General features: G+C 37.8%; 15 protein-coding genes. 4 read left to right on the forward strand and 11 right to left on the reverse strand.

From position 1 onward, the window contains the following. Window positions 1-4: 4 nt before the first annotated feature. Entirely contained in the window at window positions 5-1,654 is a 1,650-nt protein-coding gene (locus tag CIG1485E_RS07115) for a DNA polymerase III subunit gamma/tau (protein ID WP_038454964.1), read from the forward strand. A gap of 3 nt (window positions 1,655-1,657) precedes the next feature. Here CIG1485E_RS07115 and fabI read toward each other — a convergent pair whose 3' ends face one another. The 4 genes from fabI to gap are packed head-to-tail and all read right to left on the reverse strand — an operon-like array spanning window position 1,658 to window position 5,359. Next, on the reverse strand, window positions 1,658-2,482 hold the full coding sequence (gene fabI, locus CIG1485E_RS07120; RefSeq protein WP_038454965.1) for an enoyl-ACP reductase FabI: 825 nt from the start codon (window positions 2,480-2,482) through the stop codon (window positions 1,658-1,660). Between the two features lie 12 nt (window positions 2,483-2,494). Then, window positions 2,495-3,163, reverse strand: a complete 669-nt coding sequence (locus CIG1485E_RS07125) for a triose-phosphate isomerase (protein ID WP_038454966.1) — start codon at window positions 3,161-3,163, stop codon at window positions 2,495-2,497. After that, window positions 3,160-4,365: a phosphoglycerate kinase gene (locus tag CIG1485E_RS07130; RefSeq protein ID WP_038454968.1), complete on the reverse strand. Its 1,206-nt coding sequence runs from the start codon at window positions 4,363-4,365 to the stop codon at window positions 3,160-3,162. The genes CIG1485E_RS07125 and CIG1485E_RS07130 overlap by 4 nt, the downstream gene beginning before the upstream one ends. 1 nt (window position 4,366) lies before the next feature. After that, a complete protein-coding gene (gap, locus tag CIG1485E_RS07135) occupies window positions 4,367-5,359 on the reverse strand; it encodes a type I glyceraldehyde-3-phosphate dehydrogenase (protein WP_038454970.1) in 993 nt (330 codons plus the stop codon). A gap of 59 nt (window positions 5,360-5,418) precedes the next feature. Here gap and nadD point away from each other — a divergent pair, with 59 nt between their 5' ends. Then, window positions 5,419-5,964 (forward strand): nicotinate (nicotinamide) nucleotide adenylyltransferase, encoded by a 546-nt coding sequence (gene nadD, locus CIG1485E_RS07140; protein WP_038454972.1) that lies wholly within the window; start codon window positions 5,419-5,421, stop codon window positions 5,962-5,964. After that, complete coding sequence (gene rsfS / locus CIG1485E_RS07145; RefSeq protein WP_038454974.1) at window positions 5,954-6,271, forward strand: ribosome silencing factor; 318 nt, start codon at window positions 5,954-5,956, stop codon at window positions 6,269-6,271. Before nadD ends, rsfS begins: the two co-directional genes overlap by 11 nt. Before the next feature lie 12 nt (window positions 6,272-6,283). On the opposite strand, the gene CIG1485E_RS07150 is transcribed toward rsfS, so the two are convergent. Further along, window positions 6,284-7,309 carry a YeiH family protein gene (locus CIG1485E_RS07150; RefSeq protein ID WP_051870950.1) on the reverse strand — a complete coding sequence of 342 codons (1,026 nt, stop codon included), beginning with the start codon at window positions 7,307-7,309 and terminating at the stop codon, window positions 6,284-6,286. A 101-nt stretch (window positions 7,310-7,410) separates the two neighbouring features. Between CIG1485E_RS07150 and CIG1485E_RS07155 the strand changes: the two genes are divergently transcribed. Beyond that, a complete protein-coding gene (locus tag CIG1485E_RS07155) occupies window positions 7,411-8,286 on the forward strand; it encodes a LysR family transcriptional regulator (protein ID WP_038454976.1) in 876 nt (291 codons plus the stop codon). On the opposite strand, the gene argS is transcribed toward CIG1485E_RS07155, so the two are convergent. From argS to CIG1485E_RS07185, 6 genes are all read right to left on the reverse strand, one after another. Further along, window positions 8,264-9,859 (reverse strand): arginine--tRNA ligase, encoded by a 1,596-nt coding sequence (gene argS / locus CIG1485E_RS07160; RefSeq protein ID WP_038454978.1) that lies wholly within the window; start codon window positions 9,857-9,859, stop codon window positions 8,264-8,266. The genes CIG1485E_RS07155 and argS overlap by 23 nt on opposite strands. Continuing rightward, window positions 9,859-10,074 (reverse strand): twin-arginine translocase TatA/TatE family subunit, encoded by a 216-nt coding sequence (gene tatA / locus CIG1485E_RS07165; protein ID WP_038454980.1) that lies wholly within the window; start codon window positions 10,072-10,074, stop codon window positions 9,859-9,861. The genes argS and tatA overlap by 1 nt, the downstream gene beginning before the upstream one ends. A 47-nt stretch (window positions 10,075-10,121) precedes the next feature. After that, window positions 10,122-10,733, reverse strand: a complete 612-nt coding sequence (gene gmk, locus CIG1485E_RS07170) for a guanylate kinase (protein ID WP_038454982.1) — start codon at window positions 10,731-10,733, stop codon at window positions 10,122-10,124. After that, a complete protein-coding gene (locus tag CIG1485E_RS07175) occupies window positions 10,730-12,073 on the reverse strand; it encodes a hypothetical protein (protein WP_038454984.1) in 1,344 nt (447 codons plus the stop codon). Before CIG1485E_RS07175 ends, gmk begins: the two co-directional genes overlap by 4 nt. A gap of 62 nt (window positions 12,074-12,135) precedes the next feature. Continuing rightward, entirely contained in the window at window positions 12,136-12,909 is a 774-nt protein-coding gene (gene fliR / locus CIG1485E_RS07180; RefSeq protein WP_038454986.1) for a flagellar biosynthetic protein FliR, read from the reverse strand. Window positions 12,910-12,946: 37 nt separating this feature from the next. Then, window positions 12,947-13,585, reverse strand: a complete 639-nt coding sequence (locus CIG1485E_RS07185) for an ABC transporter ATP-binding protein (RefSeq protein WP_038454988.1) — start codon at window positions 13,583-13,585, stop codon at window positions 12,947-12,949. Between the last annotated feature and the right edge of the window lie 4 nt (window positions 13,586-13,589).

Consider the following 13,589-nt stretch of genomic DNA (forward strand, 5'->3'; position numbering starts at 1 on the left):
TAGCTTGAAAGCCTTAGCACTCAAATATCGCCCAAAAAGCTTTGATGAGCTTATCGGTCAAGATATCGTAGCTAGTAGTTTATCTCACGCACTAAACTCAGGCAGACTCGGTCATGCTTACCTTTTTTCTGGGCTTAGAGGAAGTGGCAAGACAAGCAGTGCTAGGATATTTGCTAAGGCGTTGCTGTGTGAAGCTGGAGTGAGTGCTCATCCATGTGAGACTTGCGAAAACTGCAAAATGGCAAACGAAGGTCGCCATATGGATATCATCGAAATGGACGCCGCAAGCCACCGCAAAATCGACGATATAAGAGAGCTTATAGAACACACCAAATACTCTCCATCAAGTGCTAGATTTAAGATATTTATCATAGATGAAGTTCATATGCTTACTCGTGAAGCATTTAACGCTCTTCTAAAAACCCTCGAAGAGCCACCAGAATATGTCAAATTTATCCTTGCGACAACTGATCCGCTCAAGCTTCCAGCGACCATACTTTCAAGGACACAGCACTTTAGATTTAAGCCTATAAGCAAAAATGACATTGTCAAGCACCTTGAGTTTATTATGAATAAAGAGGGTATTCCTTTTGAGCCAAAAGCACTTGAAATCCTTTCAAGAAGTGGTTCTGGAAGCCTTAGAGATACTCTGACTTTGCTTGATCAAGCCATCATATTCTCACGTGAGTCAGTCACCCAAAAAGCAGTCACTGATATGCTTGGCCTCCTTGATCCAGACCAGATAGAAAAAATCATAAATGTCATATCTTCAAGAGATAAAAACGAGCTTTTAGCACTTTTAAGAGAGCTTAGTGGTAGCGACGCAGAGCTCATCATAGACGAGCTTATAATAAATTTGAAAGATAAATTTATCAACCAAAATTCAGAGTTTAGTTTGCTTGTTTTTGAGAGATTTTTTAGAGTTTTATCAGAAGCAAAAAGTATGCTAAGTCTTGGCAGTGACCCTGAATTTACCCTTTATGTAGCGTTATTTATGATGCTTGAAGCATTTAATCTAACAGATATAAACGACGCTATCAATGAAAATTTAGCTCCAAAAACGACTTCTATAAGCAGCGTTTTAACACCAAAACCAGCCCAAATAATACCTCAAAAACCAGCCCAAAAATCTCCTTATGAGATGTTTGTAGCTGGGATTTATGATAGAGATTATGAGCTTGGAAAGTGCTTTGATGAGTGCATAGAGTTTGTGGAATACAAAGATGGTACACTTGTTTTAAGCTCAAGTGCAAGCGGGCAAAATCAAGAGATCTTGAGAAAATCATCTAAGATAATCATGGAAATTCTCAAAAAATCATTTAGTCAAACCGCCAAAATCCAAATCAAAAAAGCTGATGATACCCCAAAGACAAATGAAGAAAAAGTAAACGACGCTATGCAAAAGCTTTTGGCAACGTCTACAAATTTAGAAGTAAATAAAAAAGATATAGAACCTGCAAATTTAGAAGTAAGCAGCGAAGAAATAAAGCCAGTAAATTTAGAAGCAAATTTGCAAAATACACCAGCAAAAGAACCAGCTAAAATCAGCTTAGATAATATCAAAAACGATGAAAGCTCCAATATAAAATCAAATATAAAAGAGCTTTCAAGACTATTTGGCGAACCTGAAATTATAAGAAATAGCGATAATTAATCGCTATTTTGTTTCTAAATCCCACGCTAAGACTGTGTTGCCCTCACTGTCGCTTACTGCGTCGCCCATACCCATTATATTGTATCCAGCGTCCACGTAATGCACCTCTCCAGTCACGCCGCTAGCAAGGTCGCTTAGCAGATACATTCCACTTTTGCCCACATCTTCGGTGCCTACATTTCTTTTTAGCGGTGCGTTGCACTCATTCCATTTCAAAATCATTCTAAAATCACCGATTCCACTAGCAGCTAAAGTCTTGATAGGTCCTGCGCTTATGGCATTTACACGGATATTTTGCTTGCCAAGGTCGTGAGCTAGGTAGCGAACACTACTTTCAAGAGCGGCTTTGGCTACGCCCATTACGTTGTAATGTGGAACAAATTTTGGCCCACCAAGATAAGTTAGAGTAAGAATAGAGCCACCATCTTTTAACACTGGTAAAACCGCCCTTGTAAGGCTAATAAGTGAAAACACGCTAGTTCCCATCGCGATATCAAAAGCCTCTTTTGTAGTGTTGATAAACTCACCCTCAAGTGCTTCTTTTGGTGCGTAAGCCACAGCATGCACGACGAAATCTATCTCGCCAAAATCAGCTTTAATCTTATCAGCCAAGCTGTCCAAATGCTCTTTGTTATTCACGTCAAGCTCATATATAAGCTCACTTCCAAGCTCACTAGCGATTGGCTCGACACGTTTTTTGATAGCGTCATTTAAAAATGTAAAAGCAAGCTGGGCACCTTGATCCTTGCAAGCTTTTGCGATACCATAGGCGATACTCATTTTATTTGCAACGCCGACTATTAACCCCTTTTTGCCATTCATTATCATAAATTTTCCTTTTTAAGCTTTGATTAGTTTGATGAAATTTTCCACGTCCCAGCTCGCAGTGCCGACCAAAACGCCATCGCAGTTTGGAATTTGGCTTATATCAGATATATTTTTTTCATTGACGCTTCCACCGTATAAAAGCGGTGCGTTACACTTGCTAGACATAAACTCCAAAACGCCACTTATGACTTCCACGCTTGCACTTTTGCCTGTGCCAATAGCCCAAATCGGCTCATAAGCGATGATTAAATTTTCATATTCTAAATCGATATTTTCTAACTGCTCGCTTAAAAACTCCTTTGTAGAGCCATTCATGTGAGTGATATCATCTTCGCCGATACAGTAGATGATGTCCCAATTTTTTGATTTTGCAAAGTCAAATTTAGCCTTTAAAAGCACGTCACTTTCCCCTAAAGCTCTTCTTTCGCTATGACCGATAAGAACTGTAGTTATACCGAATTCATCAATCATATCAGCGCCGATTTCGCCTGTAAATGAGCCATTATCGCAAGGATAAAAGTTTTGCACGCCTTGAGTAAATTTAAACTTATCTTCACTCAAAGCGCAAAACGGAGGAAATACAAGAACACTCTCACCGTTTAACGCTGATGAGAGTTTAGTTCCATACTCTTTGAAACTTTTTCTTGTGTGATTGCATTTTAAATTTGCTGCATAAATCATTCTTCTTCCTTTAAAAGAACCTTAACTCCTGGTAGCTCTTTGCCCTCTATTAGCTCCAAACTCGCCCCTCCGCCAGTAGAGATAAAGGTAATCTCATCAGCATCACCTGCACGCTCTACCACATCAGCAGTATCGCCACCGCCGACAACAGTAGTCGCAAAGCTCTCAGCGATCGCGTGGCTCATTTTCATGCTACCTTTGCTAAATTTATCCATCTCAAAAACGCCCATAGGACCGTTCCACCAGATAGTTTGAGCATCGCTCAAAACCTCACGGAAAAGTCTCACGCTAGCTGGCCCTATATCAAGCCCCATCCAGCCATTTGGGATCTCTTGGGTTGAGACATATTTGATAGCACTATCAGCGCTAAATGTCTGAGCTGCTACCACATCGACTGGCAAGTAAATTTTAACCCCAAGCTCACGGCCTTTTTTAAGGATATTAGCTGCTTCTTCAAGAAGCTCTTCTTCAAGAAGCGAATTTCCGATATTTTCGCCCATTGCTTTTAAAAATGTAAACGCCATACCACCACCGATGATGAGTTTATCAACTCTTGGGAGCAGGTTTGTAAGCGCTTGGAGCTTGCCACTTACCTTGCTACCGCCAGTTACAGCTACAAATGGACGCGCTGGACGCTTGATAAGATTTTGAGCGAATTCAATCTCTTTAATTAGCAAAAATCCAGCAGCTTTATGCTCGTTGTCATAAAGTTTTGTGATAGCATGAACCGATGCGTGAGCTCTATGGCACACGCCAAATGCGTCATTTACGTAATAATCACTAAATTTAGCAAGCTCGCTGGCTAGATTTTCATCATCTTTTGTCTCGCCTTTTTCAAAGCGTAAATTTTCTAGCATCATCACTTCGCCATGCTTTAAATTTGCCGCCTTTGTTTTAGCGTCATTTCCTATCACGTCGCTAGCAAAAATTATCTCTCTATCAAGAAGTCTGCTAAGGCGTTTTGCCACTGGAAGAAGTGAAAATTTATCCTCAAAGCCGTTTTTTGGGCGACCTAAGTGACTAGCTAAGATAACGCTGCAGCCTTGATCTAAGACGTATTTTATGGTTGGTATTGCTGAGCGAATTCTTCTATCGTCAGTTATATTGCCAAACTCATCCATAGGCGTATTAAAATCACATCTGATAAATACCTTGCTACCTGCTTTAAACTCAATATCTTTTATTGAAATTATTACGCTCATTCTATCTCTCGCTTATAAATTTAGCCATTTCAACAAGCCTTGTGCTATAGCCCCATTCATTGTCATACCACGCCATGATTTTTATCATATCACCACAGATAACTTGAGTAAGGTCAGCAGCTACGATACTTGAGTAGCTAGAAGTGCAAAAATCACTACTTACTCTCTCATCAAAATCAACTAGCATAATGCCTTTTAGGCTTGTTTTACTAGCATTTACAAAGGCTTCATTTAGCTCTTCTTTACTCACGCTTTTACCCAAAACCGCTGTCAAATCCACCATAGAAACATTAGCTATCGGCACTCTGACGCTTTGACCGTGAAGTTTGCCATTTAGGCTTGGCATTACTAGTTTCATAGCTTTTGCTGCGCCTGTGCTTGTTGGGATTATGTTTTGTGCTGCGGCTCTACTTCTTCTAAAATCCCTGCATTTTACATCTACTAGGCTTTGTCCGTTTGTATAGGCATGAACTGTAGTCATAAGACCTTTTTGGATACCATAAAGATCTTCAAGAACCCTTGTTACTGGGCCAAGACAGTTTGTAGTGCAGCTTGCATTTGAGATGATTTTTTCGCCGTTATATATATTTGAGTTTACACCAAGTACAAAAGTCGGAGTATCATCTTTAGCTGGGGCACTCATGACGACCTTTTTCGCACCTTGTTTTAGGTATGCTTCGCACTTCTCAGTAGTCAAAAACTTGCCAGTACATTCTAGCACGACATCAACCCCACTTAAATCAAGGTCGCTTATCTCTCTAGTGCTATATACTCTTATTTTCTTTCCATCAACATCGATATAATCATCATTTATAACATTTACTTCTTTATTAAATTCACCATGCACAGTGTCGTATTTGAGCAAATATCTAGTCATTTTACGCTCAGCTGTGTCGTTTATAGCCACAAGCTCGTACGCTGGATCATTTAAAATGATTCTAGCAGCACATCTTCCGATTCTTCCAAATCCATTGATTGCAACTTTTAATGCCATTTTATTCCTTTTTTGGGTATAATTAAGCTTAATTTTACTAAAAAAAAGGTTAAAATATATTGAATATAGCAATTTTTGGCGGAAGTTTTGACCCACCACATAATGCTCATGACATCATAGTAAAAGAGGCTTTGCTAAATTTAAAAATTGATAAGCTCATTGTAATCCCAACATACCTAAATCCATTTAAAAGCCAGTTTGGAGCCAGCCCAAAAGAGCGTCTAAAGTGGTGCCAAACCTTGTGGCAAAATCTGCCAAAAGTGCAGATTTCGGATTATGAAATAATGCAAAATAGAGCAGTTGCTAGCATCGAAAGTGTAAGGCATTTTAAGCAAATTTATGAGCCAAAGATTTGCTACCTTATCATCGGCGCAGACCAGTTAGAAAGCTTAGAAAAATGGTATAAATTTGATGAGTTAAAAGATGAAGTTTGTTTTGTCGTAGCAAGTAGAGATGATATAGAAGTGCCATCAAATTTGCAAAAACTAAACATAAATGTTAGAATATCTTCAACAAAAGTTAGAGATGAGCTTAAATTTGACCAAATTCCAAGCCAAATCTTAGATGAAGTTACCAAATTTTACAAGGAAAAAAATGCAAAATAGAATAGAAAAAATAGTTAAGCTTTTAGATGATAAAAAAGCCGAAAACATCGAAGTAGTCGATATGCAAGGCAAGGAATATCTAGCTAAATTTGTCATCATCGCTACTACTTTGACAGGTCGCCACGCTTATGCACTTTTAGACGATCTAAAAACAGAGCTAAAGCCTGATGGCGAGGAGTTTTTAGGCGTAGAAAGTAGCGATGATTGGACTGTAATCGATCTTGGCGATATTATGATCCACCTTATGAGCGAAACTTACAGAGCAAAATACAATATTGAAGAGTTTTTAAAAGAGCTTAAAAAATAAATTTGGGTATTGCTACCCAAATATTTTCCCTAAAATATATCCGATAAAAATCAACCAAATAAATAGTATTGTCGCTAGGATAAAAGGCGTTTTGCCAGCGTTTTTAAGAGCGTTTTTGGTGATTGTAAGACCAAGTGCTCCCATAGCCATGCAGAGCAAAAACGTGTCTATGAAGTTTATAAAAGGTAAGGTGCTGCGTGGGAAAAATGGAAGCGAGCCGACTAAAACTGCGACTAAGAACCATACCGCAAAGTATGGAAAAGACGCCCTTAGACCGCCCTTGCCTTTTTCTCCTATGAAAAATAAACTAAAAATAGATAAAAATATCAAAAACGGCACAAGCATCAAAACTCTAAGCATTTTTGTGATGACTGCGATCTCGCCAGCCTTGTCTCCTATGGCATTGCCAGCTGCGACTGCGTGGGCTACTTCGTGCAAGCTGATACCACTCATAAATCCAGCCGCCGCCTCGCTAAGTCCAGTAGCTCCAATAGCAAAGCCAAGTGGATACAAAAACATTCCCAAAGTCCCAAACACAACCACAGTGCAAACTGCGATGCCAACTCTATTTGCTCCACCTTTTGTGACGCTCTCTGTAGCTAGCACGGCTGCAGCTCCGCAAATGCTTGATCCTGAGCTTATCAAAACTGCTGATTTTTTATCTAGCCCAAGCCTAAGACCTAGAAAGTAGCCGATCAAAAACGTGCTAAACACGACTATGAAAGCTGAGATAATACCGCCAAATCCAACGCTCAAAGCATCGCTCACGGTAAGTCTAAAACCATAAAATATAACGCCAAGTCTGAGAATTTGTTTGGTGCAAATGGCTAAAACTCCACTACGTGCTATAAATTTGACCGTGGAATGAGCCGTGTTGCCAAGAATCGCGCCCAAAATAACAGCGATGATAAGCGGAGATATCCCAAGACCTGCAAACGCTGGTAAATACGACAATCCAAGAGCAATAGAGCTTAAAATAAATATAAACGCCCAAGCGTTTAACCGCCTTTTTTTGTATATATTTTTGTGATTATTCATAACTTGCCTTTTAAATTTGGTGGAATTATATCTTAAAATCTTTGATATAAAAAATATATTTTTTATGTTATAATCATATATTTTATATATAAGGATATGGCGTGACAATCAAGCAAATCGAACACTTTTTAAAGCTATACGAATTAAAAAACGTAAGCCAAGTCGCCAAGTCTTTTGACATCTCACAATCAGCAGTTTCAAACTCAATAAAAGAGCTAGAAAGCTCATTAAATGGCAATCTTTTTGATAGAATTGGTAAAAATTTGATACCAAATCAAAAAGGCAAGCAGTTTTTTGAAGAGGTTTTGCCACTGTATAAAAACATAAAAGAGCTAGAAGAAAGAATGAAATTTGCAAGGATTTTGAGACTAAATTTACTCTCTAGCCAAAACGTCGGCGTCTATCTTTTATCAAATTTAATAGGCGATTTAGCAAGGCAGTATAGCCTTAAATTTGCCATTGCAAACACCCACAAAATCATCACCGAAATCTTAGAGCATAGGTGTGATGTAGGACTTATAGAAAGCAATATAACCAGCCCAAATATAACCAAAATAAAAATTGTAAACGATGAATTAGTCGTGGTTTGTGGCGATAAAAGCTTTGCAAATAAGAGCTTTTATATCGATGAAATCGCTGGATTTGAGTGGATCATGAGAGAAGATGGATCTGGCACAAGGCAGACATTTTTAGCTGGGATCCCAAAGGGCGTGGAGATAAATGTGGTCTTAGAAATCAACTCAACTGAAGCCATAAAAAACGCCATAAAAGGCAAGAGATTGTTTAGCGTTTTGCCTAAATTTGCTCTTGAAGACGGCATCTATCCGCTCAAAATCAAAAATATCAAATTTAGCAGAGATTTAAGCATAGTTTTTCACGCTAAGAAGGCAAATGACGATAAATTTATGGAGCTAATCACAAGGCTAAAAGACAGCCTGGCTGCCTTTTATAGCTTTAGTGTTCCATCTTGTCTTTAGCAGTGATACCCATCAAATTTAGGGCCACTCTAATGCTAAGAGCCACGACAGAAAAGAGTTTTAGTAGTTCATCTTCGCTATGGCTTCCTACTACTCTGTTTTCGTTGTAGAATTTATGGAAGCTTGCGCTTAGAGATTTGAGATAATCAGGTAATTTGTGAAGTGCTCTTGAATTATAAGCATCTTCTAACACTTCAGGCAAAGTCAGTGCCTCAAATAGCAAATTTTTGCCATTTTCATCTAAATTTGCCAAGCTTGCATTTGCCACGTCTTGTGGGGATTTGCCAGCTTTTGCAAAGACTTGATTTACCCTTGCGTGAGCGTAATTGATGTAAAAAATCGGGTTTGAGCTGTCTTGTTTTTTAAGCTCGTCGATATCAAACTCAAGGCTACTTGTATTTGCTTTGGAAATAAAAATAAATCTAAGTGCGTCGCTGCCGATCTCTGCAAGGATATCACTCATCAGCACAGCAGTTCCAGCGCGCTTACTCATTTTAAATGGCTTACCGTCTTTGAGCAAGCTTACCATTTGCATCAAAATCACTTCAAGCTTGTTTTCATCATAGCCTAAGAAGCGTATCGCAGCCTTAAGCCTTGCGATGTATCCGTGATGATCTGCGCCCCAGATATTCATATATCTTGCGTAGTTTTTTTCAAATTTAGCATTATGATAGACGATGTCGCCAGCCAAATATGTCGGTCTGCCGTCATTTCGCACGACGACTCTGTCATTGTCATCGCCAAGCTTGGTGCTTGCGATATAGACAGTATCATCTTTTTTATACATTTCGCCGCTTTGCTCAAGCTTGGCAATAGTCGGCTCTAGCTTGTCATAAAGTGCCTTTTCGCTAGCCCAGCTCTCTATAAAAATCCCAGCGTCACCAAGATCTTTTTTGATGATTTTTAGGACTTCGTCTTTACCAAAATCTGCAAGCTCTAAATTTCTACTCTCATCATAAAAAATCTCTTTGCCAAATTTCTCAAACGCCATTTTCGCAATTGGCTCTATGTATTCGCCTCTATAGTATTTTTCTGGATATTCCACGCTTTCATTAAAAAGCACCTCTTTAGCATACAAGCTAATAGACACTCCAAGCAGATCTATCTGATTTCCAGCGTCGTTTATATAGTATTCTGTGGCTATATTTTTGCCGATGTGTTTGCCGATGCGAGCTAGTGTATCGCCATAAACTGCACCCCTAACGTGACCTATGTGAAGCGGGCCAGTTGGGTTGGCGCTGATATATTCGATAAATAAGCTATCACTCTCATCAAATTTAGCTGAGCCAAATTTATCCCCGCTTTGCAAAGCCTGATTTGCCAAAGAGTCCAGAAACTCGCCATTTAGCTTGAAATTTAGATATCCATTTACACTAAAAACATCAAAAAATTTATTGCTATCAAATTTAGCAGCCAAATCTGCCGCAATCACGGCTGGAGCTTTTTTCAGCTCACGAGCCAGCCCAAAAGCAAGCGGACTTGCATAGTGAGCTAGGTTTTTGTCTTTTGGTTTTTCTAAGACAAAATCACGCTCTAAAACATTATAAATTTCACTTTTAACAGTGTTTTTCATCAAGCGTTCTTTGTAGTTTCAGTTGTATTTTTTACCTCAGCATCTTTTGAAGTGGTTTCGATTTTTTCTACTGGAGTTTCATCTTCCATCTCTTTTTTGAAAGATTTTATGCCTTTACCAACGCCTTTTGCAAGCTCTGGAATTTTTTTAGCCCCAAACAATAATACAATAATAGCCAAAACTATCAGCCAATGCCCCATACTAAAACTACCCATTTTATCTCCTTAAATTTAGTGATTTATTCTAACACATTTTTATAAATTTAGCAAACATTCCAGTTCTCTACAACGGCGTTTATATCGTAATTATCGCTTCTTACGCCAATTGATTGGAATATCGCTTTTAAGCTCTCATAAGACTTTTGCAAATCTTCATTGATGATGATATAATCATACTCATCTATATGACCCATTTCAGTAGCGGCGTTAAATAGCCTATTTTCGATGACCTCATCGCTATCTGTACCGCGTGATTTCAGGCGTTTTTTTAGCTCATTTCTGTCTTTTGTAGTGACAAAAACTGAAGTTATAATGTCATTATAGATCTTTTTAGCTAGATGAAAGCCTTGCACATCTATATCAAAAATAACGATTTTGCCTTCTTCTAAAGCGGCTTGAACGGGCTTTAAGCTAGTTCCATAATAATTTTTATGTACGCAAGCCCACTCTAAAAATTTACCCTCTTTTATATCGTTTTTAAACTCTTCTTCGCTGATATAATAATAATTCACGCCCTCTTTTTCGCCATCTCTTATTGCTCTTGTCGTGCTTGAAATAGAAAAATAAATATTGTCAAACTCGCTCATGAGCTTTGAAAGCAAGGTACTTTTGCCACTTCCACTTGGCCCACTGAGTAATAAAATTTGTCCACTCACGCCTTTTCCTCAAAACTTATATTTATTTTGATATTTAAATCTTTTAAAACTTCTTTTAACGAACTAGAGTTTAAAGACATAGATATCTCATCTGAAATCTTCTTTGCGATACTGCTTTTTATTCCGTTTATATCATCAGATTTTTGAGCTAAATTTGGCGTTACTTCTTCATTTAAAGCTACTTTTACATCATTTTCATCTAGCTCTTCGATCTCTTTAAAACTCTCAAAATCTGGCTTAGAATCACTACTAATCATACTTTCATCTTCTTTTGGGGCTTCGTCTATGGTTTCAAAGTCAGAATCATCAATCTCGTCTAATTCATCATTTAGCTCTTCAAGATTAGGCAAATCTTCTAGCTTCATATCTTCTAATTTCACATCTTCTTGCTCGGCTTCATCTAACTCCAAATCATCTTCTATCGCCTCAGCACTTACATCCATATTGTCTATCTCTTCAAGCATATTGCTAAGCTCGCCAAGCTCATCATCTTTGCTATCATCTTTCTTTTCTAGAGCAGGTTCGTCTTCTAAATTTAACTCTTCTTCTAAACTTGGCTCTTCATCCAAATTCAACTCTTCCAAATTTGGCTCATCTTCGAGCTTCATCTCATCTAAATCTTGCATGACCTCTTCATCATCGCTTGTTTCTTTAGGCTCTTCATTTTGATCTTCTATCTTCTCTATCTCTTCTTCTTGGATAGTTTCATCAACTTGAGGCAACTCCTCAAGCTCATCTAAAGATTTGCTAGTTTCTTCTTTTTCATCAAAGTGATCAAGCTCTAAATTCTCATCATTTAGCTCATCAAGATCAAGCTCGTTTAGCTCTTTATCTGCGTCATCATCATCTTGGAATTCTTCTAAATCATCAAGGCTTAAATCGCTGAAATTTTTACTATCAAGATCGCCAAATACATCGTCATTCAAATCTTGAAATTCGCCAAATTCATTTCCTAATTTGACATTATTATCCAAATTGCTATCACCATCTAATGGCTTTAGATCATCTATGTTTTGGAAGCCGTCAATATCGGGTTTTGTAGTCTTAAGTGTTGCTTTTTCTACCATATTTATAAAATCAGTTGGCAAAAATGGTTTTTCTAATACAAAATGCTCATCCAAGCTTTCATGTTCTCTAGGGACCAAATACACAACATTTTTTGCATAAGCATGATAATTGGCGTCTGGCTCAAATAATCCGCTATCGCATATAAGTAGATCATTGCCTAACTCTATATCTTCAAGGCTATTAACTTCTGTAAAATCATAACCTAATTTTGAAAGACTAATACCAACCAAGCGAGATACTGCTGGATTATCATTTAGCAACGTGACTTTCATATTTGGCTCCTTAAGAACTATTTTCATTATTTTACGCTATTTTTTATTATTAATAGCTTTATTTAAAAAAATAAGCCCGGCATATCGTTTAACACTTGCATCATAAGAGTGGTAAAAAGCTTAATAATAGCTGAAATTATAGCTGTTAAAACCATAAAAGCGATAGCGATTTTGATCGGAAATCCAACGACAAGTAAGTTAAATTGTGGCATTGTTTTCATAAGCATACCAAAAATCAAATCCGCCAAAAGAGAGAGTGCAAGGATAGGAAATGAGATAATAAAGCCAAATAAAAAGAGATTCATCACGCCTTTTGCCATGTATTTAACTAAATTTTGATCTGGATAAAATCCACCAAGCGGGATAAATTCCAAAGAATAAGCGATAAACTGCAAAACAATATGATGGCCATCAAACAGCAAAAATGCAAGCAAAACGATGAAATTTAGTATATTTGAGATGAGTGGTGTATTGACGCCGCTTTGTGGGTCTATCACGCTCGCCATGGAAAATCCCATTATCATCGAAATCTGCTCGCCAGCAAGTTGCAAAGCCCCAAAAACAAGCATAAGCAAAACTCCAGCACAAATCCCAAACATAAGCTCACTAAGAGCTTCAAGCACCAAATAAACTATCTGCAAATCAGCTAAATTTGGCGGTGGGCTAGCAAGAGGAAATAAAAAAATACTAAGCATAAAAGCAAGTGCGGTTTTGATGATGATTGGGATTTGAGTATGGCTAAAAAATGGGAAAAATATCATAAGCGCGCCAGTTCGCACGAATAACAAAAAGAATGTGATTACATTATTTTGCCCGAGATAATTTACAAATTCCATAGCCCTACTTAAAAATGATTTGTAAATTTAGCTAAATTTAACTTAGATTTTCTAGTATTTTGTCATGAAGTCTAAATTTGAAGTCGCATTTGGCAGCTAGTGCGTCATCGTGAGTGACTAAAACAAGCGCTGCATTTTGGGTTTTGACATAGTCAAATATCACGTTCATGACTTCACTCGCGGTCTCTTTATCAAGGTTGCCAGTAGGCTCATCAGCAAAGATTATGCGTGGCTTTTTGCTCATCACTCTTGCTATGCTAATTCGCTGTTGCTGTCCACCGCTAAGTTCGCCAATTTTTTGATTTATTACCTCATCGATTTTGAGCTGTTTGAGTAAATTTGTATCGATTTTTTGACCACTTAATATATTTGCAAGTTCGATATTTTCATAAGCACTAAAGCCTTTAAAAAGATAATGCGCTTGAAAAATAATACCAAAATCAAGTCTGCGAATCTTCAAAAGCTCATTTTGTTTTAGCTTATAAATTGGCTTATCATTGTAAAAAACCTCTCCACTTTGCGGTTTTAGAAGTGTCGATAAAATATGTAAGATTGTGGATTTGCCACTACCACTTACGCCTGTGATGGCTGTGGTGGTAGCTGGCTGTATGTTTAAATTTATGTCGCTAAAAAGCGGATAATCAAATTTATGTGATAAGCTTACCGCTTTTAGCATGAGA

The organism is Campylobacter iguaniorum (assembly GCF_000736415.1).
Classification (GTDB): Bacteria; Campylobacterota; Campylobacteria; order Campylobacterales; family Campylobacteraceae; genus Campylobacter; species Campylobacter iguaniorum.

Coding starts and splice junctions, on each gene's coding strand:
- CIG1485E_RS07150 (WP_051870950.1), bottom strand. CDS start 7,309: ATGAATAATCACAAAAATATATACAAAAAAAGGCGGTTAAACGCTTGG.
- CIG1485E_RS07125 (WP_038454966.1), bottom strand. CDS start 3,163: ATGATTTATGCAGCAAATTTAAAATGCAATCACACAAGAAAAAGTTTC.
- CIG1485E_RS07175 (WP_038454984.1), bottom strand. CDS start 12,073: ATGAAAGTCACGTTGCTAAATGATAATCCAGCAGTATCTCGCTTGGTT.
- tatA (WP_038454980.1), bottom strand. CDS start 10,074: ATGGGTAGTTTTAGTATGGGGCATTGGCTGATAGTTTTGGCTATTATT.
- gap (WP_038454970.1), bottom strand. CDS start 5,359: ATGGCATTAAAAGTTGCAATCAATGGATTTGGAAGAATCGGAAGATGT.
- fliR (WP_038454986.1), bottom strand. CDS start 12,909: ATGGAATTTGTAAATTATCTCGGGCAAAATAATGTAATCACATTCTTT.
- fabI (WP_038454965.1), bottom strand. CDS start 2,482: ATGATAATGAATGGCAAAAAGGGGTTAATAGTCGGCGTTGCAAATAAA.
- argS (WP_038454978.1), bottom strand. CDS start 9,859: ATGAAAAACACTGTTAAAAGTGAAATTTATAATGTTTTAGAGCGTGAT.
- CIG1485E_RS07185 (WP_038454988.1), bottom strand. CDS start 13,585: ATGCTAAAAGCGGTAAGCTTATCACATAAATTTGATTATCCGCTTTTT.
- CIG1485E_RS07130 (WP_038454968.1), bottom strand. CDS start 4,365: ATGAGCGTAATAATTTCAATAAAAGATATTGAGTTTAAAGCAGGTAGC.
- rsfS (WP_038454974.1), top strand. CDS start 5,954: ATGCAAAATAGAATAGAAAAAATAGTTAAGCTTTTAGATGATAAAAAA.